At 71.2% G+C, this 23328-nt stretch carries 19 protein-coding genes and 1 pseudogene; 9 read left to right on the top strand and 11 right to left on the bottom strand.

Going from position 1 to position 23328, the window contains the following annotated elements; all coding sequences use genetic code 11:
• Window positions 1-103: 103 nt before the first annotated feature.
• Both ABZW11_RS44300 and ABZW11_RS44305 read right to left on the bottom strand, forming a co-directional pair.
• A complete protein-coding gene (locus tag ABZW11_RS44300) occupies window positions 104-469 on the bottom strand; it encodes a YbaB/EbfC family nucleoid-associated protein (RefSeq protein WP_355431914.1) in 366 nt (121 codons plus the stop codon).
• Window positions 470-801: 332 nt separating this feature from the next.
• On the bottom strand, window positions 802-5523 hold the full coding sequence (locus ABZW11_RS44305) for an ATP-dependent helicase (protein ID WP_355431917.1): 4722 nt from the start codon (window positions 5521-5523) through the stop codon (window positions 802-804).
• Window positions 5524-5614: 91 nt separating this feature from the next.
• Between ABZW11_RS44305 and ABZW11_RS44310 the strand changes: the two genes are divergently transcribed.
• Window positions 5615-6103, top strand: coding sequence for a VOC family protein (locus ABZW11_RS44310; protein ID WP_345398886.1), 489 nt, complete (start codon window positions 5615-5617; stop codon window positions 6101-6103).
• Here ABZW11_RS44310 and ABZW11_RS44315 read toward each other — a convergent pair whose 3' ends face one another.
• Window positions 6104-6298, bottom strand: coding sequence for a hypothetical protein (locus ABZW11_RS44315; RefSeq protein WP_355431920.1), 195 nt, complete (start codon window positions 6296-6298; stop codon window positions 6104-6106).
• Between the two features lie 43 nt (window positions 6299-6341).
• Between ABZW11_RS44315 and ABZW11_RS44320 the strand changes: the two genes are divergently transcribed.
• Window positions 6342-6536, top strand: coding sequence for a DUF3046 domain-containing protein (locus ABZW11_RS44320; protein WP_111184544.1), 195 nt, complete (start codon window positions 6342-6344; stop codon window positions 6534-6536).
• A 6-nt stretch (window positions 6537-6542) separates the two neighbouring features.
• On the opposite strand, the gene ABZW11_RS44325 is transcribed toward ABZW11_RS44320, so the two are convergent.
• Window positions 6543-6815 carry a hypothetical protein gene (locus ABZW11_RS44325; protein WP_355431923.1) on the bottom strand — a complete coding sequence of 91 codons (273 nt, stop codon included), beginning with the start codon at window positions 6813-6815 and terminating at the stop codon, window positions 6543-6545.
• 365 nt (window positions 6816-7180) lie between these two features.
• On the opposite strand from ABZW11_RS44325, the gene recA reads away from it, so the two are divergent.
• The 3 genes from recA (at window position 7181) to rny (ending at window position 12074) form a co-directional block, all read left to right on the top strand.
• The gene (recA, locus tag ABZW11_RS44330) at window positions 7181-8275 is read left to right on the top strand and encodes a recombinase RecA (RefSeq protein ID WP_355431926.1); all 1095 of its coding nucleotides are present in this window, start codon (window positions 7181-7183) and stop codon (window positions 8273-8275) included.
• Between the two features lie 11 nt (window positions 8276-8286).
• Complete coding sequence (recX, locus tag ABZW11_RS44335; protein ID WP_355431928.1) at window positions 8287-9957, top strand: recombination regulator RecX; 1671 nt, start codon at window positions 8287-8289, stop codon at window positions 9955-9957.
• A 500-nt stretch (window positions 9958-10457) separates the two neighbouring features.
• Window positions 10458-12074, top strand: a complete 1617-nt coding sequence (gene rny, locus ABZW11_RS44340) for a ribonuclease Y (protein ID WP_355431931.1) — start codon at window positions 10458-10460, stop codon at window positions 12072-12074.
• Window positions 12075-12078: 4 nt separating this feature from the next.
• On the opposite strand, the gene ABZW11_RS44345 is transcribed toward rny, so the two are convergent.
• The 6 genes from ABZW11_RS44345 to ABZW11_RS44370 all read right to left on the bottom strand — a co-directional run bounded on the left by ABZW11_RS44345 (window position 12079) and on the right by ABZW11_RS44370 (window position 18272).
• Entirely contained in the window at window positions 12079-13896 is a 1818-nt protein-coding gene (locus tag ABZW11_RS44345; protein WP_355431934.1) for a prolyl oligopeptidase family serine peptidase, read from the bottom strand.
• A gap of 137 nt (window positions 13897-14033) precedes the next feature.
• A complete protein-coding gene (locus ABZW11_RS44350) occupies window positions 14034-14879 on the bottom strand; it encodes a glutamate ABC transporter substrate-binding protein (protein ID WP_355431936.1) in 846 nt (281 codons plus the stop codon).
• A gap of 105 nt (window positions 14880-14984) precedes the next feature.
• Entirely contained in the window at window positions 14985-15902 is a 918-nt protein-coding gene (locus ABZW11_RS44355; protein ID WP_355431939.1) for an amino acid ABC transporter permease, read from the bottom strand.
• Window positions 15899-16567, bottom strand: a complete 669-nt coding sequence (locus ABZW11_RS44360; RefSeq protein ID WP_355431942.1) for an amino acid ABC transporter permease — start codon at window positions 16565-16567, stop codon at window positions 15899-15901. The genes ABZW11_RS44355 and ABZW11_RS44360 overlap by 4 nt, the downstream gene beginning before the upstream one ends.
• A 57-nt stretch (window positions 16568-16624) precedes the next feature.
• Entirely contained in the window at window positions 16625-17482 is an 858-nt protein-coding gene (locus ABZW11_RS44365; RefSeq protein ID WP_355431945.1) for a glutamate ABC transporter substrate-binding protein, read from the bottom strand.
• A 34-nt stretch (window positions 17483-17516) separates the two neighbouring features.
• Window positions 17517-18272 (bottom strand): amino acid ABC transporter ATP-binding protein, encoded by a 756-nt coding sequence (locus ABZW11_RS44370; protein WP_355431948.1) that lies wholly within the window; start codon window positions 18270-18272, stop codon window positions 17517-17519.
• Between the two features lie 137 nt (window positions 18273-18409).
• Between ABZW11_RS44370 and miaB the strand changes: the two genes are divergently transcribed.
• From miaB to ABZW11_RS44390, 4 genes are all read left to right on the top strand, one after another.
• Window positions 18410-19903: a tRNA (N6-isopentenyl adenosine(37)-C2)-methylthiotransferase MiaB gene (miaB, locus tag ABZW11_RS44375; protein ID WP_355431951.1), complete on the top strand. Its 1494-nt coding sequence runs from the start codon at window positions 18410-18412 to the stop codon at window positions 19901-19903.
• Window positions 19904-20753: 850 nt separating this feature from the next.
• Window positions 20754-21344, top strand: a complete 591-nt coding sequence (locus ABZW11_RS44380) for a hypothetical protein (protein WP_355431954.1) — start codon at window positions 20754-20756, stop codon at window positions 21342-21344.
• 326 nt (window positions 21345-21670) lie between these two features.
• A complete protein-coding gene (locus ABZW11_RS44385; protein ID WP_355431956.1) occupies window positions 21671-22411 on the top strand; it encodes an isocitrate lyase/phosphoenolpyruvate mutase family protein in 741 nt (246 codons plus the stop codon).
• 108 nt (window positions 22412-22519) lie between these two features.
• Window positions 22520-23176, top strand: coding sequence for a hypothetical protein (locus ABZW11_RS44390; RefSeq protein ID WP_355431959.1), 657 nt, complete (start codon window positions 22520-22522; stop codon window positions 23174-23176).
• Here ABZW11_RS44390 and ABZW11_RS44395 read toward each other — a convergent pair.
• Window positions 23149-23328 (bottom strand): annotated as a pseudogene (locus tag ABZW11_RS44395) (ribonuclease Z); the annotation flags it as partial. The gene ABZW11_RS44390 and the pseudogene ABZW11_RS44395 overlap by 28 nt on opposite strands.

Here is a 23328-nt window from a genome sequence, read left to right on the forward strand (position 1 = left end):
TGATCAGGGTGTGCACGTCGGCCTCGGGGACCGCCCCGCCCGCCAGCGGCTTGGCCAGCGGCTTGACGATGTCGGGCACCAGGTTCAGATCGAGCGGCATCCGCTATTTCTCCGTCCGCGGCAGGTCAGAACCAGGGAAGAACAGATCGGCGCCGGCCTCGGACCCGAACAGGTCCTCGAAGGGGAGGGCGGGGGTGAAGGGCTCCATCAGCTCCCGCATATCGCCGGACACCTGCCGGGTGGCGTCCTTGATCTGAGCCATGATCGAGTCGGACAGCTCCGACGGTGACAGCTTGCGGTAGACCCGCGGGTCGAACTCGATGGCCTGCACGTCGCCTCGAGGGCCGACGGTGACGGTGACCATGCCGTCACGGGACTTGGCGGTCGCCGTCAGGTCGCGCATCTTCTCCTGCGCCTGTTTGAGCTGCTCGGTTTGCTGATTGACCTCCTTCACGAGCTGCTCCAGCAACCGCCAATGCTCTTGAGATGTCATCGCCGCCCTCAGATCAACGCCGCGTAACCGTGATCATCGAATCTCCATCATTTATCACTTCGGCCCCATATCGGACAGCAGAATCGATAAATACGGGAGTCCGCACCACGCCCGCAGGCCATCCGTGATGTTCCTCCCGAAACCACTCCGTTCGTGCCCAGAACACGTCAGCGGCGGGGTCGGGCGTGCGTCCGGGCCTGCGGAGGCGCGCGGCCTGTGGCGACCGGCGGTCACGACGGACGTGGGACCCGCGGCTCGGAAGGGCGGCGCCCAGCGTGACAGGGTCGCTCGCCCCCTGAGCGGTGTGGTCAGGCGCGCAGACGGAGGCCGCGGGGGGTGGGGTGGAAGCCGGCTGCTTCCAGGGCCGCCGCCAGGGGCGAGTCGACGATGCTGGCGCCGTCGGCGCGTTCGACGGTCAGCTTGCCCAGAGCACCGTCGCGTACGGCCAGAGCCAGCGCGTCGACCGCCGGCCGCAGCCGGTCGCCGTCGGTGAACGACAGCAGCGTCTTGCCGCCGCGCTCGACGTAGAGCACCAGGTGCCCGTCCACGAGCACGACCAGCGAACCGGCCTTCCTGCCCGGCTTGTGACCCACCTCGCCGGGATGCTGCGGCCAGGGCAGCGCGGCGCCGTACGGGCTGGCCGGGTCGGCCGCCGCCAGCACCACGGCCCGCCGCCCCGACCCTCCTGAACCACCGTCCGCGCCTCTGCCCGGCCGCCCCCCGAAGCCGGGCACGTCGCCGGGTGCCGTGGTGCTGAAGCCCGGGTCGGGGGGCGGGGCGGCGCTGGGGGACATGGCGCGCATGCGGTCGACCGCGCCGGGCAGCGCGAACTGGGCGCCGCCGAGCCCCTCGACGAAGTAGCCGCGCCGGCACCGCCCGCTCTCCTCGTACGCCCGCAACACCTGGTAGACGGGCGTGAACCCGCCGGGCAGCCGTTCGGACGTCACCGCCCCCCGCGTCACCACACCATGCCGCTCGAGCAGGACCTCGGCCTGGGCGTGCGCCCGCTGGGTGGCGTCGGGGGCCGGCTCTGGCAGCAGCCACCACCGCCCTGCCACGGTCGGCGGCCCGCTGCGGCTCGGCAGCACGGCCCGGCGCCGCCGCGTGGTGGCGGGCCGGTGAGCGGGCCGCCCGGTGCCGAGCGTGGCCCGCAGCGGCGCCAGCGTGTCACCCGAGACGCGCCCGGCCCACACGAGGTCCCACAGAGCGGACACGAGCGTGGCGTCGTCGAGCGAGCCGAGCTGGTCGGAGATGCCGCGAAAGAACAGCGCGCCGCCCCCGCCGAGCAGCTCGAGAATCTGCTCGTGGACCGGCGTCATGGTGATCTCGGCGGGCTCGGGCATCAGCAGCGGCGCGGTGTCGGCGAAGTAGAGGGACACCCAGCCGTCGCCGCCGGGCAGCGACCCCTGGCCGGCCCACATCACGTCGCCCGACGAGGTGAGCTCGTCGAGCAGCGCGGGATGGTAGCCGGGCACCCGCGACGGCAGCACCAGCGTCTCCAGCGCGGAGGCCGGGACGGCGGCGCCCTGGAGTTGTTCGATGGAGCGTACGAGCGCGTCCATCGCACGAGCCGACCCGATCGCGCCAGGAGAGGTCTCCGCGGCGGTGATGCCGTGCCAGGCGGGCAGGAACCTGGCGAGCGTCTCGGGCGCGACCGGCTCCACCTCTTTACGCAGCCGGGCCAGCGACCTGCGGCGCAACATGCGCAGCACGCCCGCGTCGCACCACTCCTCGCCCCGCCCGCCGGGCCGGAACTCCCCGTTCACGACCCGCCCCGACGCGGCCAGCCGCCGCAGCGCGTCGGTCACCACGGCCACGCCGAGCCCGAACCTGGCGGCGGCCGTACCGGCGTGGAAGGGCCCGCGCGTGCGGGCGTGCCTGGCCACCAGATCGGCCAGCGGGTCGGCCACCGGCTCCAGGAACGCGTGCGGCACCCCGACGGGCGGCGGGACGCCGAGCGCGTCGCGCATGCGGCCGGCGTCCTCGATGGCGGCCCACTGCTCCTCGCCGGCCACCCGCACCCTGATCGCCCGCCTGGCCCGCTCAAGCTCCTCAAGCCAGGCCGGATCGCCGCCGCGCACGCTCACGTCGGGCGCGAGCAGCGGCCCGTGGGAGCGCAGCAGGTCGGCGAGGTCCTCCACGTCGCGCAGCGGCCGGTCGAGCCTGGCCAGCTCGCGTTCGGTGTCGGAGATGACGTCGGGGTCGAGCAGCTCGCGCAGGTCGGCCTGGCCGAGCAGCTCCGCGAGCAGCGTGGTGTCAAGCGCCAGGGCCTGCGCGCGGCGTTCGGCGAGCGGCGCGTCGCCCTCGTACATGAACGCGCCCACGTAGTGGAACAGCAGCGCCGCGGCGAACGGCGAGGCCTGCGAGGTCTCCACCTCCACCACCCGCACCCGGCGAGCGGCGATGTCACGCATGAGCTGCACCAGCCCGGGCACGTCGAAGACGTCCTGGAGGCACTCGCGCATGGTCTCCAGCACGATCGGGAACGAGGCGTACTGCGAGGCCACGCCCAGCAGGTGGGCGGCCCGCTGCCGCTGCTGCCACAGCGGGCTGCGCCGGCCCGGCGTGCGGCGCGGCAGCAGCAGCGCACGGCCCGCGCACTCCCTGAACCGGGAGGCGAACATGGCGGAACCGCCCAGCTCCTCGGTGACGACCTGCTCGATCTCGTCGGCGTCGAAGGCCGCGACGTCGGTCGGCGGCTCGGCCAGCGTGTCGGGGATGCGCAGCACGATGCCGTCGTCGGAGTGCACGGCCTGGACGTCGATGCCGTAGCGCTCGCGCAGCCGCCGGTTGATCGCCAGCGCCCAGGGAGCGTGCACGCGGGCGCCGTAGGGGGAGTGGATCACCACCCGCCAGTCGCCCAGCTCGTCGTGGAAACGCTCGACCAGCAGGGTGCGGTCGTCGGGGACGTAGCCGGTGGCCTCGCGCTGCTCGCGCAGGTAGGCCAGCAGGTTGCCCGAGGCGTATTCGTCGAGCCCGGCCGCCTGCATGCGTTCGGTGGAGTCCTGTTTCGCCTGTTCGCGCAGGAACTGCCCGATCGCCTTGCCCAGCTCGGCCGGCCGCCCCGGCGCGTCGCCGTGCCAGAACGGCAGCTTGCCCGGCTGCCCCGGCGCCGGCGAGACCAGCACCCGGTCGGCGGTGATGTCCTCGATGCGCCAGGAGGTCGCGCCCAGCACGAACACGTCGCCGACGCGCGACTCGTAGACCATCTCCTCGTCGAGCTCGCCCACCCGAGAGGCGCGCTCGCCCACCAGGAACACGCCGAACAGGCCACGGTCGGGGATCGTGCCGCCGTTGGTGACCGCCAGCCGCTGCGCGCCCGGCCGCCCCTGGAGGGTGCCGGTGACGCGGTCCCAGACGATGCGGGGGCGCAGCTCGGCGAACTCCTCGCTCGGGTAGCGCCCGGCCAGCATGTCGAGGGTGGCCTCCAGCGCGCTCCTCGGCAGCGTCGCGTAGGGGGCGGCCCGCTTGACCACGCTCTCCAGCTCGTCGACCGTCCACTCGTCGAGCGCGGTCATCGCCACGATCTGCTGCGCCAGCACGTCGAGCGGGTTACGCGGATAGCGCAGCTCCTCGATGAGGCCGCTCTTCATCCGCTCCGCGACCACCGCCGTCTGTACGAGATCACCCCGGTATTTGGGGAAGATGACGCCCTTGGACACCGCGCCCACCTGGTGGCCTGCCCGGCCGATGCGCTGCAGGCCGCTGGCCACGCTCGGCGGCGCCTCCACGCACGCGACCAGGTCGACCGAACCCATGTCGATGCCCAGCTCGAGACTGGACGTGGCGACCACGGCAGGCAGCCGGCCCGACTTCAGCGCCTCCTCGATCTGCGCGCGCTCCTCCTTGGAGACCGAGCCGTGGTGGGCGCGGACGATCTCCGTCACCGCCCCCTTGCTCGCCCCCGCCTGCGCCATCAGGTCGGCAGGCATGCGCTTGGGCGGCTCGGGGCCCGCGGGGGGTGTCTCCCAGATCGACAGGTCGATGGTCTCGGCGCCGTGCTCGCGTTCGTAGGCCAGCTCGTTGAGCCGGGTGCACAGCCGCTCGGCCAGCCGTCGCGAGTTGGCGAACACGATCGTGGAGCTGTGGGACCCGATCAGGTCGAACAACCGGTCCTCCACGTGGGGCCAGATCGACCGGTTGCCCGGCTCGGGTGCGAACTCCTCGCCCTCCTCGCCCCCCTGGCTCGGCCGGCCCTCCATCTCCGTCATGTCCTCGACGGGTACGACGACCTCGACCTCGATGCGCTTGTCGGACGGCGGCTGCACCACCGTGGCGGGGCGCGTGCCGCCCAGGAACGCCGCGACCTCGCTCACCGGGCGTACGGTCGCCGACAGCCCCACCCGCTGCGCCGGCTTGTCGAGCAGCGCGTCGAGCCGCTCAAGCGTCAGCGCGAGGTGGGCGCCGCGCTTGGTGGCCGCGACCGCGTGCACCTCGTCGACGATCACCGTCTCGACGCCGCGCAGCGCCTCGCGCGCCTGGCTCGTCAGCAGCAGGAACAACGACTCGGGCGTGGTGATGAGGATGTCGGACGGCCGCGACGCGAACCGCCTGCGGTCTTCCGCCGGGGTGTCGCCCGAGCGGATCGCCACCGAGATGTCCGGCACCGGCAGCCCCAGCCGCCTCGCCGTCTGCTTCAGGCCGGCCAGCGGGGCGCGCAGGTTGCGCTCGACGTCGACGGCCAGGGCTTTGAGCGGCGACACGTACACGACGCGCGTGCCCATCGGCCGCTCTGCCGTCTTGGCCTGCTGCGTCGCCTTCGCCCGCCCCCGCGGCGCTGACGCGCGCCCTTTCGCGCCCGCCGGCGCATCTGTCGTGGCGGAGGACTCGCCGAGGTCGCGGGCCGCGAGCCTGTCGAGCGACCACAGGAACGCCGCCAGCGTCTTGCCCGACCCCGTCGGCGCCACGACCAGGGTGTTGTCACCACGCGAGATCGACTCCCACGCCCCCTCCTGAGCGGCGGTGGGGGCCTGGAAGGCTCCGGCGAACCATTCCCTGGTCACCTGGCTGAACTGGGCTAGCGAGCTCACCAGCACATACTGCCTCGCGCCACCGACAGAAAACGCATTCGCCCCCGGGGCGGGACGGTTGAGCGGGCGCCCTGGCGGACATACAGCGACCGTGACCATCGACTACGCGGCCATCGAAGCCCGCCGTGCGGAGATACGCGAGCGCTACGTGTTAGCGCACCGGCCCTCCAGCAGCGCGCGAGGACTGCACCACATGGCGCTGCTCTCGTCCGACGTCGAACGGACCATCAAGTTCTACCAGGAGCTCCTGGAGTTCCCGCTCACCGAGATCTTCGAGAATCGCGACTACAAGGGCTCCAACCACTTCTTCTTCGACATCGGCAACGGCAACCTGCTGGCCTTCTTCGACTTCCCTGGGCTCGACCTGGGGCCGTACCAGGAAGTGCTCGGCGGGCTGCACCACGTCGCGATCTCCGTCGACCCCGCCACGTGGGAACGGCTGCGCGGGAAGCTGGAGATGGCCGGCGTGCCGCACCAGATAGAGAGCGGCGCCTCCATTTACTTCAGGGACCCCGACGGCGCCCGGCTGGAGCTGCTCGCCGACCATCTCGGTGAGATGTACGGCGCGCGGGTGATGTGACTAGCGCCGCGACGCCCTGCGCGTGCGCGGCTTGCCCGCCCGCGGCGCCTGCCTGATGCCGGCGTGCCGCTCGGCGCGCTCGGCCTTCTCCTTCTTCACGGCCTGCCGCAGCAGGGCTAAGAGGTGACGGCGTCTGGCCCTGTTGGCCTTCGTCTTGGCGGTCTTCGGGGGTGAAGACTTGGGGGTCTTTGGCATGCGGTTGTCCTACCCACCCCCGGGGCGCTTCCATACTTGAGTGATGCGCCTGACCGAGTTCTGGAGACGGATGAACGCCCACTTCGGCGAGACCTACGCCGAGTCGTGGGCCCGCGACTATGTCCTCGCCCCGCTGGGCGGTCGCACCGTCGTCCAGGCGCTGGCCGACGGCGAGAGCGCCAAGACGGTGTGGCGGGCGGTCTGCCAGGTGGAGGACGTCTCGCCGAAGCTCCGCTGAGCGCGCTCACTCCGCGGCGGGCGCGTCGAGCGTACGGCGCAGCGCCGCGCACGTGCCCTCCAGGTCGTCGGCCGCCCCCTGCCCGCGCGGCGACCACAGGAACCGCCAGCCGTCGTTCGCCGGGGTGGCGAAGACGAGGGTCTGGCGGCTCGTACGCGGATGCCACACCCACAACACAGGATCGTCGCCCCCGACCGTCCTGCTGACGAGGCCGTGCGCCGGCAGCAACGCGGCGAGTGCCTCGAGACGGGCGCGCCGTTCCCCGGTGTAGCCGCTCACCACGTGCGCCTCCAAGCGTTGCCGTTGCAGTGAGTCTCCCCAGCTCAGACCTCGGCCAACACGCCGGGCGAGGGTGATCGGGAACGGTCGGCGGCGCGTGATCGCGACGTCACCGACCGCTGAACAGGAAGGCCTTTTCCGGACGGCCGCCTCCTGACCCGAGACGGGGAGCACTGGGCGTGCCTGTGACACGCGGGATGGCGATGATCAATGGCTACCTGCGTGTTCCTGCTGTGATCGAACAGCCGTTCGGCTACGATGGACCAAGCCGGGCCACGTCTTCCCCGACTGCGGCAGAAATTGTCGGTGGCAGGCCGTAGCTTTCACTCGACTGATCGGACCACGACCCTCCAGGGGGAGTTCCCATGGCTATCAACGACCGCGAGAAGGCCCTCGAGACCGCCCTCGCTCAGATCGAGCGGCAGTTCGGCAAGGGCTCCGTCATGAGGCTGGGCGACGACGCCCGAGCTCCCATCGAGGTGATCCCCACCGGCTCCATCTCCCTGGACGTCGCCCTCGGCATCGGCGGCCTGCCGCGCGGGCGCATCGTGGAGATCTACGGCCCCGAGTCCTCGGGTAAGACGACGATCGCCCTGCACGCGGTGGCCAACGCCCAGCGCGCCGGCGGCATCGCCGCGTTCATCGACGCCGAGCACGCCCTCGACCCCGAATACGCCAAGAAGCTCGGGGTCGACACCGACGCCCTGCTGGTCTCCCAGCCCGACACGGGTGAGCAGGCGCTCGAGATCGCCGACATGCTGATCAGGTCGGGCGCCGTCGACATCATCGTCGTCGACTCGGTGGCGGCCCTGGTGCCCAAGGCCGAGATCGAGGGCGAGATGGGCGACAGCCACGTCGGCCTCCAGGCCCGCCTCATGTCCCAGGCGCTGCGCAAGATCGCCGGCGCCCTCAGCAGCACCGGCACCACCGCCATCTTCATCAACCAGCTCCGCGAGAAGATCGGCGTCATGTTCGGCAGCCCCGAGACCACGACCGGTGGTAAGGCGCTGAAGTTCTACGCCTCGGTCCGCATGGACATCCGGCGCATCGAGACCCTCAAGGACGGCACGGAGGCGGTCGGCAACCGCACCCGGGTCAAGATCGTCAAGAACAAGATGGCCCCGCCCTTCCGGGTCGCCGACTTCGACATCCTCTACGGCGTGGGCATCTCCCGCGAGGGTGGCCTCATCGACATGGGTGTGGAGCACGGCTTCGTCCGCAAGTCCGGCGCCTGGTACACGTACGAGGGCGACCAGCTCGGCCAGGGCAAGGAAAACGCGCGTAACTTCCTGCGCAACCACCCCGACATGGCCAACGAGATCGAGAAGAAGATCAAGGACAAGCTGGGTGTGGGCCCGCGTCTCGACGCTCCCGCCGAGGCCGCCGCCGCTGCCCCGGCTCCGGCCGCCACCTCCTCGGGCCGCGGCTCCAAGTCCACCCCCAAGCCGGGTGACGTCTGAGCGTCGGCCGCATGAGCAACACCGACCGGCCACAGGTGCCCCGCACACCGGAGCGGGGCGCCTGGCCCGACCCCTCCTCCCGCCGCCGCGACCTGGCCCGCTCAGCCACGGACGGCTGGCCGTCGGTGTCCGAGTGGCGCGCCCAACGCACCCGCCAACGCGCCGCCCAGGAAACCCCCGCCGAAGGCTCCCCTGAAACACCGGCAGGAAGCCTCGCGGAAGGCGCTCCCTCCCCCATCCTTGGGGCCGCCGCGGCAGAAGGCCGTGCGGGGGAGGCTTCCGAAGCCGCAGTGCCAGGGTCTGACCGACCAGTCACCGACGCACCCGTGCCCGACGTGGAACCACGGCAGACACGGCCTCAGGCAGCGGCGGCTGACCGAGACGCCGCCGAGGCGCCTGCGCCCGGCTCTGCGCAAGCCGGCGTGCAGCCCTTGGACCACGGCGACCCCGAGCGTGCGGAGGCCGGCTCGGCGGCGGAGCGGGTTGAGGGCAGCGGAAACGGTGCTTGGTGGGGCTCCGAGACCAGCTGGACCCCACCGGCCGTTGTCACCTCGCCGGCCGTCGGGCTCCCCCCGGCTGCGGGATTCTCACCGGCCGACGGCGGCACCCCACCAGAGCCGCCTCGCGGTGCTCAACACCCCTTCTTCGCGCGTGAGGACAGAGAGGGCTTCGTAGCGGCGCAGGACGGCGACGACACCCGCTCGGGTGTTTCGCCGCAGCGCCGCCCGGGTGACGCATGGCACTCGGAGGTCCTCCCCGGTCCCAGCTGGTTCGCCCCCGCTCCTGAAGAGGGTGACTCCGGCCGACCGGGCCGATCACGCCTCGGAGGAGGACGAGACTCACTTGGCAGCGGCCACGGCTCCTCACGAGGGGAACGTGGCGCCGGTTTCGGTGCGGCAACAGGGCCCTCTGATGACGGCGTTGAGCCGTTCGGTGCCGAAACCAGGCCGTCCCGCGACGGTGCCGGGGTGTTCGGTGCGGGAGCCGGAGGCTCTAAGGGAGAGAGTGAGACGTTCAGTGGGGGAGCCGGGGCTTCCCACGGGGAGAGAGAGGCGTTCGGTGAGGGGGCCGGGCGGCGGGGGCGCAAGGGGGGTCGGTACGGGAAGAAGCCGCGTAAGGGTGGCGCTCAGGGCCGGGGATGGCTGCCTGACGGGCCCGATGACGACAGCCCGGCCGGCGCTGCACCCCAGGCGGATCCGGAGTCGGTGGCCCGGGCCATCTGTCTGCGTCTGCTCACCATGGCGCCCAAGACCCGCGCTCAGCTCGCTGAGGCCCTGCGTAAGCGGGACGTGCCGGAGGAGGCTGCGGAGGCGGTGCTCAGCCGGTTCTCCGAGCTGGGGCTGATCAATGACGAGGCGTTCGCTGCGGCCTGGGTTGATTCACGTCATCATGGTCGCGGCCTGGCCAAGCGGGCGCTGGCGGCCGAGTTGCGCCATCGGGGTGTGGACAGTGAGACGGTCAGCGAGGCCGTGGAGCGGCTCGCCCCTGATCAGGAGGAGGAGACGGCCCGGCGGCTCGTCGAACGCAAGCTCGCCGCCACCCGCTCCCTCGACCCGCAGAAGCGCACCCGCCGGCTGGCCGGCATGCTGGCCCGCAAGGGCTACCCCTCCGGCCTCGCCTTCCGCGTCATCCGCGAGGCCCTCGAACAGGAGGGCATCGAGATGGACGAAGACTTCTCGTAGGAGGCCTGTAGCGTGTCCCGCACCCTGGCGCGGTGGGAGGACCCCCGCGCTTGAGGTTCACCGCCTCTGTGCCGCCTCCGTGCCGGCTTCCGTCAGGGCTCGTGTGTTGGTGGCGGGGTGGGGGCCCAAAACGGCCGGAGGGCGTGAGGTGGGCAATTCAGTGGCAATGGGGGATATGGGGTTGGGTGGGGAGATGCGCGCACGTAAGACACGCTTGATACCGCGTTTGCTTGCTCGTGACCTGTTCGACGCATAACCTCGACGGCAGTGAGGAGTTACTCCGCGCAGCGCGGATTGCCATACCGGTGAACGACGGACGAATGGGCTTGGTTGATCGAGGCAGGCGAGGTGTCGGCTTTGGCGGTCGACGCCCGGTCGGTCGTGGCTTGATCTCGGTCGTGGCGATCATGCCGGCCCGGCGATCCGCGGCGCGCCTGTGACCCCTCCTACATTGTGGCCGCGTTATGAGTTCTTGACGACGCGAGGAGGGCGGGGCGCACATGGGGCCGCTGGTCGTGGTGCTGATGGTGGCGGTGCTCGTGCTCGCGTTCGGCATGATAGGGGCGCTCCTCGTCGTCGTACGGCGCACGTCCGGCGGTGTGCCGCGCGCCGGTAAGCCGGATCCTGAGCAGGTGCAGACCGTGCATGAGGAGCTGGAGCAGGCGCGCGAGGAGGCGCGGGAGATCCGCACCAAGGCGGAGAGCGACGCCGAGGACATCCTGCGCAGGTCGGAGGCGGCGGCCGAGAGCGCCGCGCAGATGCGGCGCGAGGTCGAGGAGGAGAGCCGGATACTCAAGTCCGAGCTCAAGGAGCTCCGCGCCGACCTCGAGCGCAGGGAGGCCCGGCTGGCCGAGCGGGAGCAGCGGCTGGACGAGGAGGCCAGGCGGCAGGCCGAGCGCGACAGAAAGCTGGCCGAGACGGAGATCGAGCTGGCCGACCGCCGCGAGGAGCTGCTGCAGGTCGAGGAGGAACGCCGGGTCATCCTGGAGCGGGTGGCCGGGCTGACCGGCGAGCAGGCCAAGGCCGAGCTGGTCAAGGAGATCGAGAACCAGGCCAAGCGCGAGGCGGCGCTGATCGTCAGGGAGATCGAGGGCGAGGCCCGCAAAGAGGGCGAGAAGCGGGCCACGAAGATCGTCACGCTGGCCGTGCAGCGGCTGGCGGCGGAGCAGACGGCCGAGTCGGTCGTGAGCGTGCTGCACCTGCCGGGCGACGAGATGAAGGGCCGGATCATCGGGCGTGAGGGGCGTAACATCCGCGCGTTCGAGTCCACGACCGGGGTCAACCTGATCATCGATGACACGCCCGAAGCGGTGCTGCTGTCGTGCTTCGACCCGGTCAGGCGGGAGACGGCGCGGCTGACGCTGGAGAAGCTGGTGCTCGACGGCCGCATCCACCCGCAGCGCATCGAGGAGGCGCACGACCGCAGCCGCCAGGAGGTCCAGGACCTGTGCGCGCGGGCCGGTGAGGACGCCCTGGTGGAGCTGGGCATCACCGACATGCACCCGGAGCTGACGCTGCTGCTCGGGCAGCTGCGCTACCGCACCTCCTACGGCCAGAACGTGCTCAAGCACCTCATCGAGTCGGCCCACATCGCCGGCATCATGGCGGCCGAGCTGAAGATGAACCAGACGCTGATGAAGCGCTGCGCCCTGCTCCACGACATCGGCAAGGCGCTCACCCACGAGGTCGAGGGCAGCCACGCGCTGATCGGGGCCGAGATCGCCCGCCGCTACGGCGAGGAGGAGGACGTGGTGCACGCCATCGAGGCGCACCACAACGAGGTCGAGGTCCGTACGGTCGAGGCGGTGCTCACCCAGGCCGCCGACGCGATCAGCGGCAGCCGTCCCGGCGCGAGGCGGGAGTCGCTGGAGGCGTACGTGAAGCGGCTGGAGCGGCTGGAGGAGATCGCGCAGTCGTACGAGGGCGTGGAGAAGGTGTTCGCCATGCAGGCCGGGCGGGAGATCCGAGTCATGGTCAAGCCCGACGCCATCGACGACATCCAGGCCCAGGTGATCGCCCGCGACGTGGCCAAGCAGGTGGAGGAGGAGCTGACGTACCCGGGGCAGATCCGCATCACCGTGGTGCGGGAGTCGCGCGCGACCGAGTTCGCGCGCTGACCCCTCAGGCGAAGAGCTGCTGGTAGAAGGCCAGCTCGGCGGCGAGCGCGGCGACGCGGGTCTCGGTGCGGCGGAAGCCGTGCGACTCGCCCTCGAACGCGAGGTACGTGCACGGCACCCCACGCTCGGACAGGGCGTCGGCGAAGGCCGTCGACTGCTGGGGCGGCACGACGGGGTCGTCGAGGCCCTGGAGGAGCAGCATGGGGCAGGTGACGCCGTCGACGAGGGCGAGGGGTTCGCGGCCGGCGTAGACCTCGGGGTCCTCCGGGCCCACCAGCCACTCCACGTACCGTGACTCGAAGTCGTGCGTGTGGGCGTTGAGCGGGCCGAGCGCGCTGACCCCGTAGTACGACACCCCGCCCGCGAACACGTCCGACCGGCAGCACGCGGCCATCACGGTCCAGCCGCCCGCGCTGCCGCCGCGTACAGCGATCTTGGCCGGGTCGGCCAGGCCCTCGGCGGCCAGCCATTCGGCGGCGGCGACCGTGTCGGCGACGTCGACCAGCCCCCACTGGCCCTTGAGCCGGTCGCGGTAGGCCCTGCCGTAGCCGGTCGAGCCGCCGTAGTTGACGTCGAGGACGCCGATGCCGCGTGAGGTCAGGAACGCCTTCTCCAGGTCGAGCCCGGTGTCGGCGTGTGCGGTCGGGCCGCCGTGCACGAAGATCACGTAGGGGGACGGGCCGTCGCCCGCGGCCTCGGCGTGCGGCGGGTAGAGGTAGGCGTGGACCTCGCCACCCACGCGCACGGCCCGGGGCGCCGGCAGGTAGGCGGGGTCGGGCAGGGCGGCGGTGTCGCCGGTGAGGCGCTCGTGAGCGCCCGTCGCGGTGTCGACGGTGACGACCGAGCGGGGCGTCGTGGCGGCGTGGCCGATGCCGGTCACGGCGGAGCCGTCGGCGGTCAGGGCCGCGTCCCAGCCGGTGCAGGGCGTGTCGAGGTCGGTGAGCGTGCCGTGCGCCGGGTCGAGCAGGCCGAGCCGCAGGTCGCCGCGCCCGTGCAGGACCGCGAGCCGACCGTCGTCGAGCACGGCGTACGGCATGCCGCCCAGCCGCCACGGCGGCAGCGTGAACTCCTCCTCGGCCGGGCACAACGCCCGCGGCCCTTCGCCGCGCAGGCCGATTTCGTAGAGGTTCCACCAGCCGGAGGCGTCGGAGACGAGGTAGAGCCGGGAGTCGTCCTTCCAGCACGGTGACAGCACGGACTCGTCGGCGCCGCCGCGCACGGTCCACGTCTCGCCGTCGTCGAGGCGGGTGACGCGCAGCTCGGTGCCGTCCCAGGGCATGCGGGGGTGATTCCAGCAGACGTAGGCGAGATGCCGCCCGTCGGGGGACAAGGTGGGGGATGCGTAGAAGTCGCTGCCGGTGGCCCGTTCGCGCACGTCGCCGCCGTCGAGCGGGATCGCGACGACGGCCCTGCTGACCTTGCCGTCCTCGGCGTGCCGCTCGCGTACGCACCACACCTGGCCGTCGCGCACCAGCAGGTCGGCGTAGCGGCCGTCCTCCTCCGTGAGGGGTTTCGGTTCGCCGTTTTCGCCCAGAACGTAGAGGCGCTGGTCCTTGAGGTTGGCGAAAACGACGTCGCCCGACGGGGTCAGCGCGTAGGGGCGGCCGCCGTACTCGTGGACCCGGGTGCGCGCGCACCACGGCGCGGGCAGCAGGTCACGGCGGGTGCCGTCGGCGTCGCGGCGCACGATCGTGGTGCGCCCGCCCTCGTCGGGGCGGTCCTCGGTCCACCACACCCGGCCGTCGAGGGCCGTGGGCCAGCCGGGACGTACGCCCGAAGCGGCCACGTCTCTGGTCGAAATGGGGGAGGGCCAGAAAGGCATACCCGCATCCTGCCGGAAGATCGCCGGGAGTGCGGGCCGGTCCTCACAGTTCAGCGCCCGTTCCCCGAGATCGCCCAGACCGGGAGCCCAAGGTGAGAGCCCCCCGCACACGGCCTGAGGCGGGGATCGTGGGTGGGTCAGGGGCAGCCGGCGGAGCGGGGTGGGCCTTGCGGGAGCGTCAGGTTGGAGCGGCCGAACCATTTGCGCAGCAGCCGGTCGGCCGTCCCGTCCCGCCACATGGCGGTGATGGCCCGGTTGACGGCCGCGCAGGTCTTGACGTCGCCCTGCTTCAGCCCGACCCCCCACTGCTCGTCGCTGATCGGCTCGTTGAGCAGCCGGAACCGGCCTGGTTCGCGCTCGACGTACCCGGCCAGGACGAGGTTCTCGGTGCTGACGGCGTCGAGCAGGTCATCGGCGAGCTTGCGCACGCAGGCGGAGTAGTTGACGGCGGGCACGAGCTGCGCGGGCAGGTCGAGCTTGCCGTCGGGCGGCGGGTCCACGATCCGCCGGTACGAGTTCGACCCCTCGGCCAGGCAGATCCGCTTGCCGCGCAGGTCGCTCACGTGGCGGATGCGGGTGTCGCCGGCGCGGACCATGGTGTCCTGGCTGACGATCACGTACGGCCCGCCGAACGTCACCTTGGGCTTGCGGGACTCGGTGATCGAGTACGAGGCAACGATCAGGTCCACGGTGCCGTTCTGCAGCAGCGCCTCGCGGGTGGACGACGGCGACTCGCGCCAGGTGATGGCGACCTTGGCGCCGCCGGACAGGTGGCGGACGAGGTAGCGGGCGACGTCCACGTCGAAGCCCTGCGGGTCGCCGCTGCCGGTGCGCAGGGCGAGGCCGGGCTGGTCCCCTTTGGTGCCGACGACGACCGTGCCGGTTTCCCTGATCTTGTCGACGACGGTCGCGGGCCGTCCCACGCCGCCGCACGCGGCCAGGCACAGCGTCACGGCCGCTCCCGCGAGCACCACCCCACGCATGGACTACGGCTAACCAGAAGGGCGCAGTGGTAACTCGGCGTGGGTCATCTCTGGGTAAAGCGATGAGGCCCCGGCGATTCAGTCGCCGGGGCCTCATCGACAGGGTCATTCCACGGGACGGTCGGGTGCCAGGCCACCGCCTTCGGTGCCCTGACCCGCGGCCACGCCCACCTCGGCGGAGCCGGGCGCCGCGACGGGCCGCGCCGCCGTCTTCCTGCTGCGCCGGCTGCGCCGCTCCAGCCAGGTGGCCAGATAGCTGAGCGCCAGGTTGAGCGCCACGTAGATGATGCCGATGACGATCGCCGCCGGGATCAGCGAGCCGAAGAACGCGGCAGGCAGGATCTTGAAGCCGGTGTTGAGCAGGTCGACGTAGGCGATGATGTAGCCGAGCGCGGTGTCCTTCAGCAGCACCACGAGCTGGCTGACGATCGCCGGCATCATCGCCGTGATGGCCTGCGGCAGCAGCACCAGCCGCAGCACCTGGTTCTTGCGCATGCCGACCGCGTACGCCGCCTCCGACTGCCCCTTGGGCACCGCGTGCACGCCCGCCCTGACGACCTCGGCGAGCACCGAGCCGTTGTAGAGCGTGAGGCCGAGCACGACGGCCGCGAACGCGTAGTCGCCGCCGCCCAGCAGCGTGGGCGCCAGGTAGAAGATGAAGAAGATCAGCAGCAGCAGCGGGATCGCACGGAAGACCTCGACCACGACCCCGGCCGGGATCCTGATCCAGGCGTGGTCGGAGAGCCGGGCGAGACCGAAGATCGCGCCGAACGCCAGCGCCAGCACCGCCGCCACGGCCGCCGCGCGCAGCGTGCCGATCAGGCCGGGGATGATGTAGACCTGCCAGGTGTTCCACTCCAGGAACGGCTGCCAGATCTTCCCCTCGAACTGGCCCTTGGCGTCGAAGCCGCGGTAGACGCCGTACAGGACGGCGAGCACCGCGATGACGCTGATCACGGTCAGCCCGTGGTTGCGCAGCCGCCCGCGCGGCCCGGGGGCGTCGAAGAGTACGGAGGTGCTCATCGGACCACCGCCAGCCGCCGCGACAGCCAACCGGTGAAGAAGCCGATCGGCATGGTCAGTGCCATGAACGCGACGATGATGCCGAGGAAGATCGGGATCGACGCGCCGGTCTGGTCAAAGGTGATCTTCATGACCGCCGCAGAGTCGAGGAGGAAACCACCGGCCGTCGCGACCGTGGTGTTCTTGATCATGGCGATCATCACGCTGCCCAGCGGCGCGATGACCGCGCGGAACGCCTGAGGCAGGATGATCATCGTCAGCGACTGCATGAACGTCAGCCCGATCGCCCTGGCCGCCTCCGCCTGGCCCATCGGCACCGTGTTCACGCCGGCGCGCAGCGCCTCGCAGACGAAGGCCGCGGTGTAGACCGACAGCCCCATCGACACGATCCAGAACGAGTTGGTCGTCGGCGTCTCGGAGAACACCAGGCCGAGCTGGTCGCTCAGGCCCAGCGCGGAGAACGCCAGCACCAGCGTCAGCGGGGTGTTGCGCACCACGTTGACGTAGATCGTCCCGGCCGCACGCAGGACCGGGGTGGGGGAGACCCGCATCGCCACCAGAATCGTGCCGAGGATCAGGGAGGCGACCGCGGACACGAGGGAGAGCTTGACGTTCTCCAGGAATCCCAGCCCGAGGTCGGGGGCGTACTTGATGAGTTCGTCCATTGTGCTCCACCGCATAGGCAGCGGCGGCCGGTCATCCGGCCGCCGCTATTGGTGAGATCAGGCGCAGCCCTCGGCCGGCGGCGCCTGCGTCGAGAGGTTGAGGCCCTGAATGCCGCCGAACCACTTGTCCAGCAGCTGCTTCATGGTGCCGTTGTCCCACAGCTTCTTGACCGCCGTGTTCACGGCCTCGCACGTCTTGGTGTCGCCCTTCTTCAGGCCGACGCCGTACTTCTCGTCGGTGAAGCCCTGGCCGAGCACCTTGAAGTTGCCGCCGGCCTGCTTGGCGAAGCCCGCCAGGATCAGGTCGTCGGTGGTGACCGCGTCGAGGTTGCTGCCGCTCAGCTTCTGCACGCACTCGGAGTAGTTGGCGGCGTCGACGGTGGTGGCGTCGATGTCGAGCTCACCGTCCGGCGGCGGGTCGGTGATCCGCTTGTACGAGTTGGAGCCCGCGGCCTTGCAGATCTTCTTGCCCTTGAGGTCCTGCGGGGCGTTGATGGAGGTGTCGTCCTTGCGGACCATCACGTCCTGGTGCGCCACGACGTAGGGGCCGCCGAAGGTGACCTTGCCCTTGCGCTCCTCGGTGATGGAGTAGGTGGCGAAGATGATGTCGACCGTGCCGTTCTGCAGGAACGGCTCACGGTTGGAGGAGGCGGACTCCTTCCATTCGATCTTCACGTCCTTGCCGCCGGCCACTTCCTTCAATACGGCCTTGGCCACGTCGACGTCGAAACCCTCGGGCTCGTTGCCCGTCTTGAGGCCCAGGCTCGGCTGGTCCCACTTGGTGCCGACCACAATGGTGCCGCCCCCGGCGATCTTGTCGGCCACGGTGGCGTAGTCGCCGCCACCGCCGCCGCTCTCGCCGCCGCAGGCCGCGAGGCCGGCGGCCATGGCCAGCACCGAGAGCACTGCTCCCATTCGACGCATGTGCATGTGTTCCCTGCCTTGGTTGTCAGTGCGTGAGAATCTTCGAAAGGAAGTCACGCGCCCGGTCCGTCTGCGCGTTGGTGAAGAACTCGTCGGGGGTGTTCTCCTCCACGATCTGCCCGTCGGCCATGAACACCACCCGGTTCGCCGCCCGCCGGGCGAATCCCATCTCGTGCGTGACGACCACCATGGTCATCCCGTCACGGGCCAGCCCGACCATGACGTCGAGCACCTCTTGCACCATCTCGGGGTCGAGGGCGGAGGTCGGCTCGTCGAACAGGATCATCTTCGGGTCCATGGCCAGCGCCCTGGCGATGGCGACCCGCTGCTGCTGGCCGCCGGAAAGCTGGGCCGGATATTTGTCCGCCTGCGCGGCGATGCCCACCCGTTCGAGCAGCTCCATCGCGCGCTTGTTCGCGGCGTCCTTGGCGACTCCGCGCACCTTGACCGGGCCGAGAGTGACGTTCTCCCTGATGGTCTTGTGCGCGAACAAGTTGAACGACTGGAAGACCATGCCGACTTCGGAACGCAGCCGCGCCAGCCCCTTGCCCTCCTCGGGCAGGACCTGACCGTCAAAGATGATCTTGCCGTCGCTGATCGTCTCCAGCCGGTTCATCGTGCGGCACAAAGTGGACTTACCGCCGCCCGATGGGCCGATGACGACCAGGACCTCGCCACGAGAGACGGTCAAGTTGATGTTCTTCAGGACGTGCAGCGCCCCGAAGTGCTTGTTGACGTTCTCCAACTGGACCAGTGGAGTGGCGTCGCCGTTCTCCGTCATGGAGTAAAACGTAGAGGGCATTAGAACGCTGTGCACTAACCGAGCGGTACCGATCCGATCACATCATGCCGTCAAGCTGGCCTTTTAGAACCGTACGGCCCTTGTCAAGGCGGACTGCGACTACCCTTGAACCTGCCATGACTGTGACCCAGGAGGGCGCCCGCACATACGAAGTGCGCACATACGGGTGCCAGATGAACGTCCACGACTCCGAGCGGCTGTCCGGTCTGCTGGAAGAGGCCGGCTACGTGCCCGCTTCCGACGGCGAGACGGCCGACGTGGTCGTGTTCAACACGTGCGCCGTGCGGGAGAACGCCGACAACCGCCTCTACGGCAACCTCGGCCACCTCCGCCCGGCCAAGGCCGGCAACCCCCGCATGCAGATCGCGGTCGGGGGCTGCCTGGCGCAGAAGGACCAGGGCGAGATCGTCCGCCGGGCGCCGTGGGTCGACGTCGTGTTCGGCACCCACAACATCGGCTCGCTGCCGGTGCTGCTGGAGCGGGCGCGCATCGAGGGCGAGTCGCAGGTCGAGCTGAAGGAGTCGCTCGAGGTCTTCCCCTCGACGCTGCCCACCAAGCGCGAGTCGGCCTACGCCGCCTGGGTGTCCATCTCCGTCGGCTGCAACAACACCTGCACGTTCTGCATCGTGCCGTCGCTGCGGGGCAAGGAGAAGGACCGCCGCCCCGGCGACGTCCTCGCCGAGGTGCGGGCGCTGGTCGACCAGGGCGTGCTCGAGGTCACGCTGCTGGGCCAGAACGTCAACACCTACGGCGTGGAGTTCGGCGACCGGCTGGCCTTCGGCAAGCTGCTGCGCTCGTGCGGCGGCATCGAGGGTCTTGAGCGGGTGCGCTTCACCTCGCCCCACCCGGCCGCCTTCACCGACGACGTCATCGCCGCGATGGCCGAGACGCCCAACGTGATGCACCAGCTCCACATGCCGCTGCAGTCGGGCTCCGACCGGGTGCTGCGGGCCATGCGGCGCTCCTACCGCGCCGAGCGCTACCTCGGCATCATCGAGCGCGTGCGCGCCGCCATGCCCGACGCGGCCATCTCCACCGACATCATCGTCGGCTTCCCGGGCGAGACCGAGGAGGACTTCCAGGCCACCCTCGACGTCGTACGCCAGAGCCGCTTCGCCAACGCCTTCACCTTCCAATACTCCATCCGCCCCGGCACTCCGGCGGCCACCATGGCCGACCAGGTGCCGAAGGAGGTCGTCCAGGAGCGCTACGAGCGGCTGGTCGCGCTGCAGGAGGAGATCTCGTGGGAGGAGAACAAGAAGCAGGTCGGGCGCACGCTCGACGTGCTGGTCGCCGAGGGCGAAGGGCGCAAGGACGAAGCCACCAGGCGGCTGTCCGGGCGCGCGGCGGACAACCGGCTCGTGCACTTCGCCGTCGGTGACGAGACACCGCGGCCCGGTGACATGGTGACGGTCGAGGTGACGTACGCGGCGCCGCACCACCTGGTCGCCGACGGGGCCGTGCTCGGAGTGCGGCGCACCCGCGCCGGCGACGCCTGGGAGGCTCGCCAGGGCGGCGGGGCCCCGTCGCCGGGAGTGCTGCTCGGCATGCCGACCATCGGCCGTCCCGCTCCGCTGCCCGCCGCCACGGGGGGCTGCTCGGCGCACTGATCCGTTCCATCGAGGGCGGTACCGGTTCTCCGGTGCCGCCCTCTGCCGTGTCCTGGGCCGTCAGCGGGTGAGGCGGTTGAGCACGTCGTAGCAGGGGCCGCGGCGGAAGTCGTGGAACGTGGCGCAGGGGTCGGGCATGCCCGGTTCCGGGGCCGGTTCCGGGTCCTGGGCCGGCTCTGGTGGTGGGGGTGGCTGGGGCGGCGCCTGCGGGGCCGGTGAGCCGTGCGGGCGGGCCTTCTGGGGTGGTACGAGGGGGCGCGCTTCCTGGGTGGGCGGGATGGGCTTCTCGTACGTCGGGGGAACCGGGGACGTCAGCGGGCCCGCCGAGGGAAGGGGCCGCCCGGCCCCTTCCCTCGGCGGGGTGTCCCAGGGCGGGAGAAGGTCGGCTGCGGGGTCCCAGGGCGGAACCGGTTCTATCCAGGGTGGGGACAGCGGGCCGAACATGATCGACGCCGGGCGGGGTGATGAGGAGTGGATCGCTCCATTCGACCGCCTCACTGCGGGTGTGGCTGTTTGTGGTGTGATCGACGCCGAGAGTGGCGATTCAGACGAATTCGATCTTACGGAAAGCGGGGTTTCCCGATCGAATCTCTGCGGTCTTTGCGAAGATGGTTCCCGCGAGTCGGTGAATGCTAGGAAAATCCCTAGCATCGCGGTGACCAGTACCCCGAAGACTCCGGCCATGGGCGCGAGGTGGGCGCGGCCACCTGGGGAAATGGATCTAAGGGGGGACAAGTCGTGATTCCTTTGTGATTGTTGTGCGAGCATTAGGCTGTTGCGGCTAGTGTGGTCCATCACCCGCGGAAGCCGGTGAGCTTTCCCCGATACGACCGCAGGGAGCTGTAGCGCCATGCAAGATCCGAACCAGGCGGATCGCCAGGAGATCCTGTCCGGGCCGGGAGACGCCCGGCTCGATTCGCGAAATAGACCGCACAGAAACAGATCGACCAAGAACAACAAGAAGGCGACGATCCTCGCCGCTTCGGCGCTCGTCGCGCTGCTCGCGGCCGGTGGCGCCGGCTACCTGCTGGCGGGGAACAACGGTGAGGCCGCCCAGAGCGGCGCCGGGCCGCAGACGTCCCAGAGTGCGGGAGACGACCTCCAGGGCGACGACGACGCGACCATGGGCGACGTCACCGCCGACGAGCCCGGCGACGGCGCCGAGGACCAGGCCGCCGAAACCCCCGCGGACGACGGCGGCGTGGGCGACGTGGCGGACCCGGGCACCGGCGGCGGCGACCCGGCCGGCACCGACAAGAGCGGCTCGAAGGGCGTCGACGCCGCGCGCGGCGACTCCGGCGAGAAGACGACCAACGGCAGGAAGCCGGCCTCGTCCCCCGCGAAGTCCCCGCAGTCCTCGGGCAACGGCGGCACCTCCGACAGCCCGGCCGACGGCCCCGCTGGCACGGTCGCGGGCCAGTGCTCGAAGAGCGGCTGCTGACCGACCCTTCCCCGTCCCCAGGCGCGACGCTGACCGGCTGGTGGCGTGCCCTGCGGCGGCTCACCTTGGGAGCGGTCGCTGACCCGCCCGTGGGCCGCTTGGCAGCGGCTCGCCTTGTGAGCGGCCGCTGACCCGCCCGTGGGCCGCTTGGCAGCGGCTCGCCTTGTGAGCGGCCGCTGACCATCCTCCGGCCTCCAGCCGGGCACCGACCCGCCCTTGGTCCGTTCGCCCTTGAGGGTGGTCGCTGAGGGCCGGCGAAGTGGTTCGGCGGTTCCGGGGCGTACTGGACCTTCGGCTCCTCGCGGGCGGGTGCCTAGGGTCGGCGTATGACGACTGACAGAGCATCCGTGCTGCGGGCGCTGCACGTGCCAGGACGCCCGCTGCTGCTGCCCAACGTCTGGGACGCCGCCTCCGCGCGGGCCGTACAGGAGGCGGGGTTTCCCGCGGTGGCCACCAGCAGCGCCGCGGTGGCCCGCACGCTCGGTCACGAGGACGGCGAGCGGACGCCCGTCGCGGAGATGCTGGCCGCCGTGGCCCGGGTGGCGGCGGCCGTGGACGTCCCCGTGACGGCCGACTTCGAGCGCGGCTACCGGCTCAAGCCCGCCGAGCTGGCCGAACGGCTGCTCGCCACCGGGGCCGTCGGCTGCAACCTGGAGGACTCCCAGCCGGACACCGGCGAGCTGGTCGATCCGGGGGAGCAGGCGGACTTCCTCGCCGAGGTGCGCGCGGCGGCGGGCCCCGGGCTGGTGATCAACGCCAGGGTGGACGTCTACCTCGCCGGCCGGCCGTCACCCGAGGAGGCCGTGCGGCGGGGCCGGCGGTATCTGGAGGCGGGGGCCGACTGCGTGTACCCCATCGGCGCGACCGGCGAGGACGAGATCAGGGCGCTGGTGAGCGAGCTGGGCGGGCCGGTCAACGTGCTGTCCGCCCCCGGAGTGCCGCCGCTCGGGCGGCTCGCGGAGCTGGGCGTGGCGCGGGTGAGCTTCGGCAGCGGGCTGCACCAGGCGACCCAGGCGTACACGAAGGGGCTGCTGGAGGCGGTGGCCGAGGGCCGCGGCCCGTACTGAGGGCGTGGCTCTCGGCCTCCTCGTCACTCGAGGGCCGTCCCGAGGGCCTGACGGAAACGAGATCGCCCCACCGGGCGCCGTGGCGGGGGGCCTGAGTACTCTTGCGGCGTGCTCGTCGCCGCGGCCGTCTGCCCGCCAACCCCGCTGGTCGTGCTCGATATGCCCGACCTCCGATCCGCCTGCCACGCCGCCATCGCCGGGCTGGCCGAGGCCCGTCCTGAGACGCTGATCGTGGTGGGCGGGGCCGAGACCACGGCCTCGTACGACCGCGCCGCCGCGGGCACCCTGCGCCCCTGGGGCGTGGACCTGGTGACCCCGGGCGGCGGCGAGCCGGTGCTCCCGCTGTCGCTGACCGTCGCCCGGCTGCTGCTCGGTGACCGCACACCGGACGGCCTGCGGTCGGTGGCGTTCGACGCGGCGCCGGAGGAGTGCCTGGCGCTGGGGGAGAAGCTGGCCGGAGGCCGCGACCGGGTGGCGCTGCTCGTCATTGCCGATGGCTCGGCGTGCCTGGGCCCGCGCGCACCAGGCCGGTACGACGAGGCGGCGGGCCCGCTCAACGACCGGATCGCCGACGCCATCGCCACCGGAGACCCCGCGCCGCTGGCCGCCCTCGACCCGGTGCCGGCCGACCGGCTGTGGGTGAGCGGCAGGGCCGCGCTCCAGGTGCTGGCCGGGGCGGCGGGCGCGCACACGTTCGGGGGCCGGCTGCTCATGGCCGCAGCCCCCTATGGCGTCGGTTACTTCGCCGGGTCCTGGCTCGCCTGACCTGGACGGGCCTGGGAGGCGGTGGGCCGGCGTCTGGGGACGGGGACGCGCATCAGGTCGCGGGCCGGCACCACCTCGCCGTCGAAGTGCCTGCGCACCTCCTGGACGAACGCCGGCTCGTCGTCGAAGCCGTACCGTTCGGAGAAGTGGGT

Origin of the sequence: Nonomuraea sp. NPDC004580, assembly GCF_040609855.1 — a bacterium.
Lineage (GTDB): Bacteria > Actinomycetota > Actinomycetes > Streptosporangiales > Streptosporangiaceae > Nonomuraea > Nonomuraea salmonea.

Coding starts and splice junctions, on each gene's coding strand:
- ABZW11_RS44360 (WP_355431942.1), bottom strand. CDS start 16,567: ATGGACGAACTCATCAAGTACGCCCCCGACCTCGGGCTGGGATTCCTG.
- ABZW11_RS44385 (WP_355431956.1), top strand. CDS start 21,671: ATGACGACTGACAGAGCATCCGTGCTGCGGGCGCTGCACGTGCCAGGA.
- ABZW11_RS44345 (WP_355431934.1), bottom strand. CDS start 13,896: ATGCCTTTCTGGCCCTCCCCCATTTCGACCAGAGACGTGGCCGCTTCG.
- ABZW11_RS44315 (WP_355431920.1), bottom strand. CDS start 6,298: ATGCCAAAGACCCCCAAGTCTTCACCCCCGAAGACCGCCAAGACGAAG.
- recX (WP_355431928.1), top strand. CDS start 8,287: ATGAGCAACACCGACCGGCCACAGGTGCCCCGCACACCGGAGCGGGGC.
- ABZW11_RS44365 (WP_355431945.1), bottom strand. CDS start 17,482: ATGGGAGCAGTGCTCTCGGTGCTGGCCATGGCCGCCGGCCTCGCGGCC.
- ABZW11_RS44355 (WP_355431939.1), bottom strand. CDS start 15,902: ATGAGCACCTCCGTACTCTTCGACGCCCCCGGGCCGCGCGGGCGGCTG.
- rny (WP_355431931.1), top strand. CDS start 10,458: ATGGGGCCGCTGGTCGTGGTGCTGATGGTGGCGGTGCTCGTGCTCGCG.
- miaB (WP_355431951.1), top strand. CDS start 18,410: ATGACTGTGACCCAGGAGGGCGCCCGCACATACGAAGTGCGCACATAC.
- ABZW11_RS44380 (WP_355431954.1), top strand. CDS start 20,754: ATGCAAGATCCGAACCAGGCGGATCGCCAGGAGATCCTGTCCGGGCCG.
- ABZW11_RS44350 (WP_355431936.1), bottom strand. CDS start 14,879: ATGCGTGGGGTGGTGCTCGCGGGAGCGGCCGTGACGCTGTGCCTGGCC.
- ABZW11_RS44320 (WP_111184544.1), top strand. CDS start 6,342: ATGCGCCTGACCGAGTTCTGGAGACGGATGAACGCCCACTTCGGCGAG.
- ABZW11_RS44370 (WP_355431948.1), bottom strand. CDS start 18,272: ATGACGGAGAACGGCGACGCCACTCCACTGGTCCAGTTGGAGAACGTC.
- recA (WP_355431926.1), top strand. CDS start 7,181: ATGGCTATCAACGACCGCGAGAAGGCCCTCGAGACCGCCCTCGCTCAG.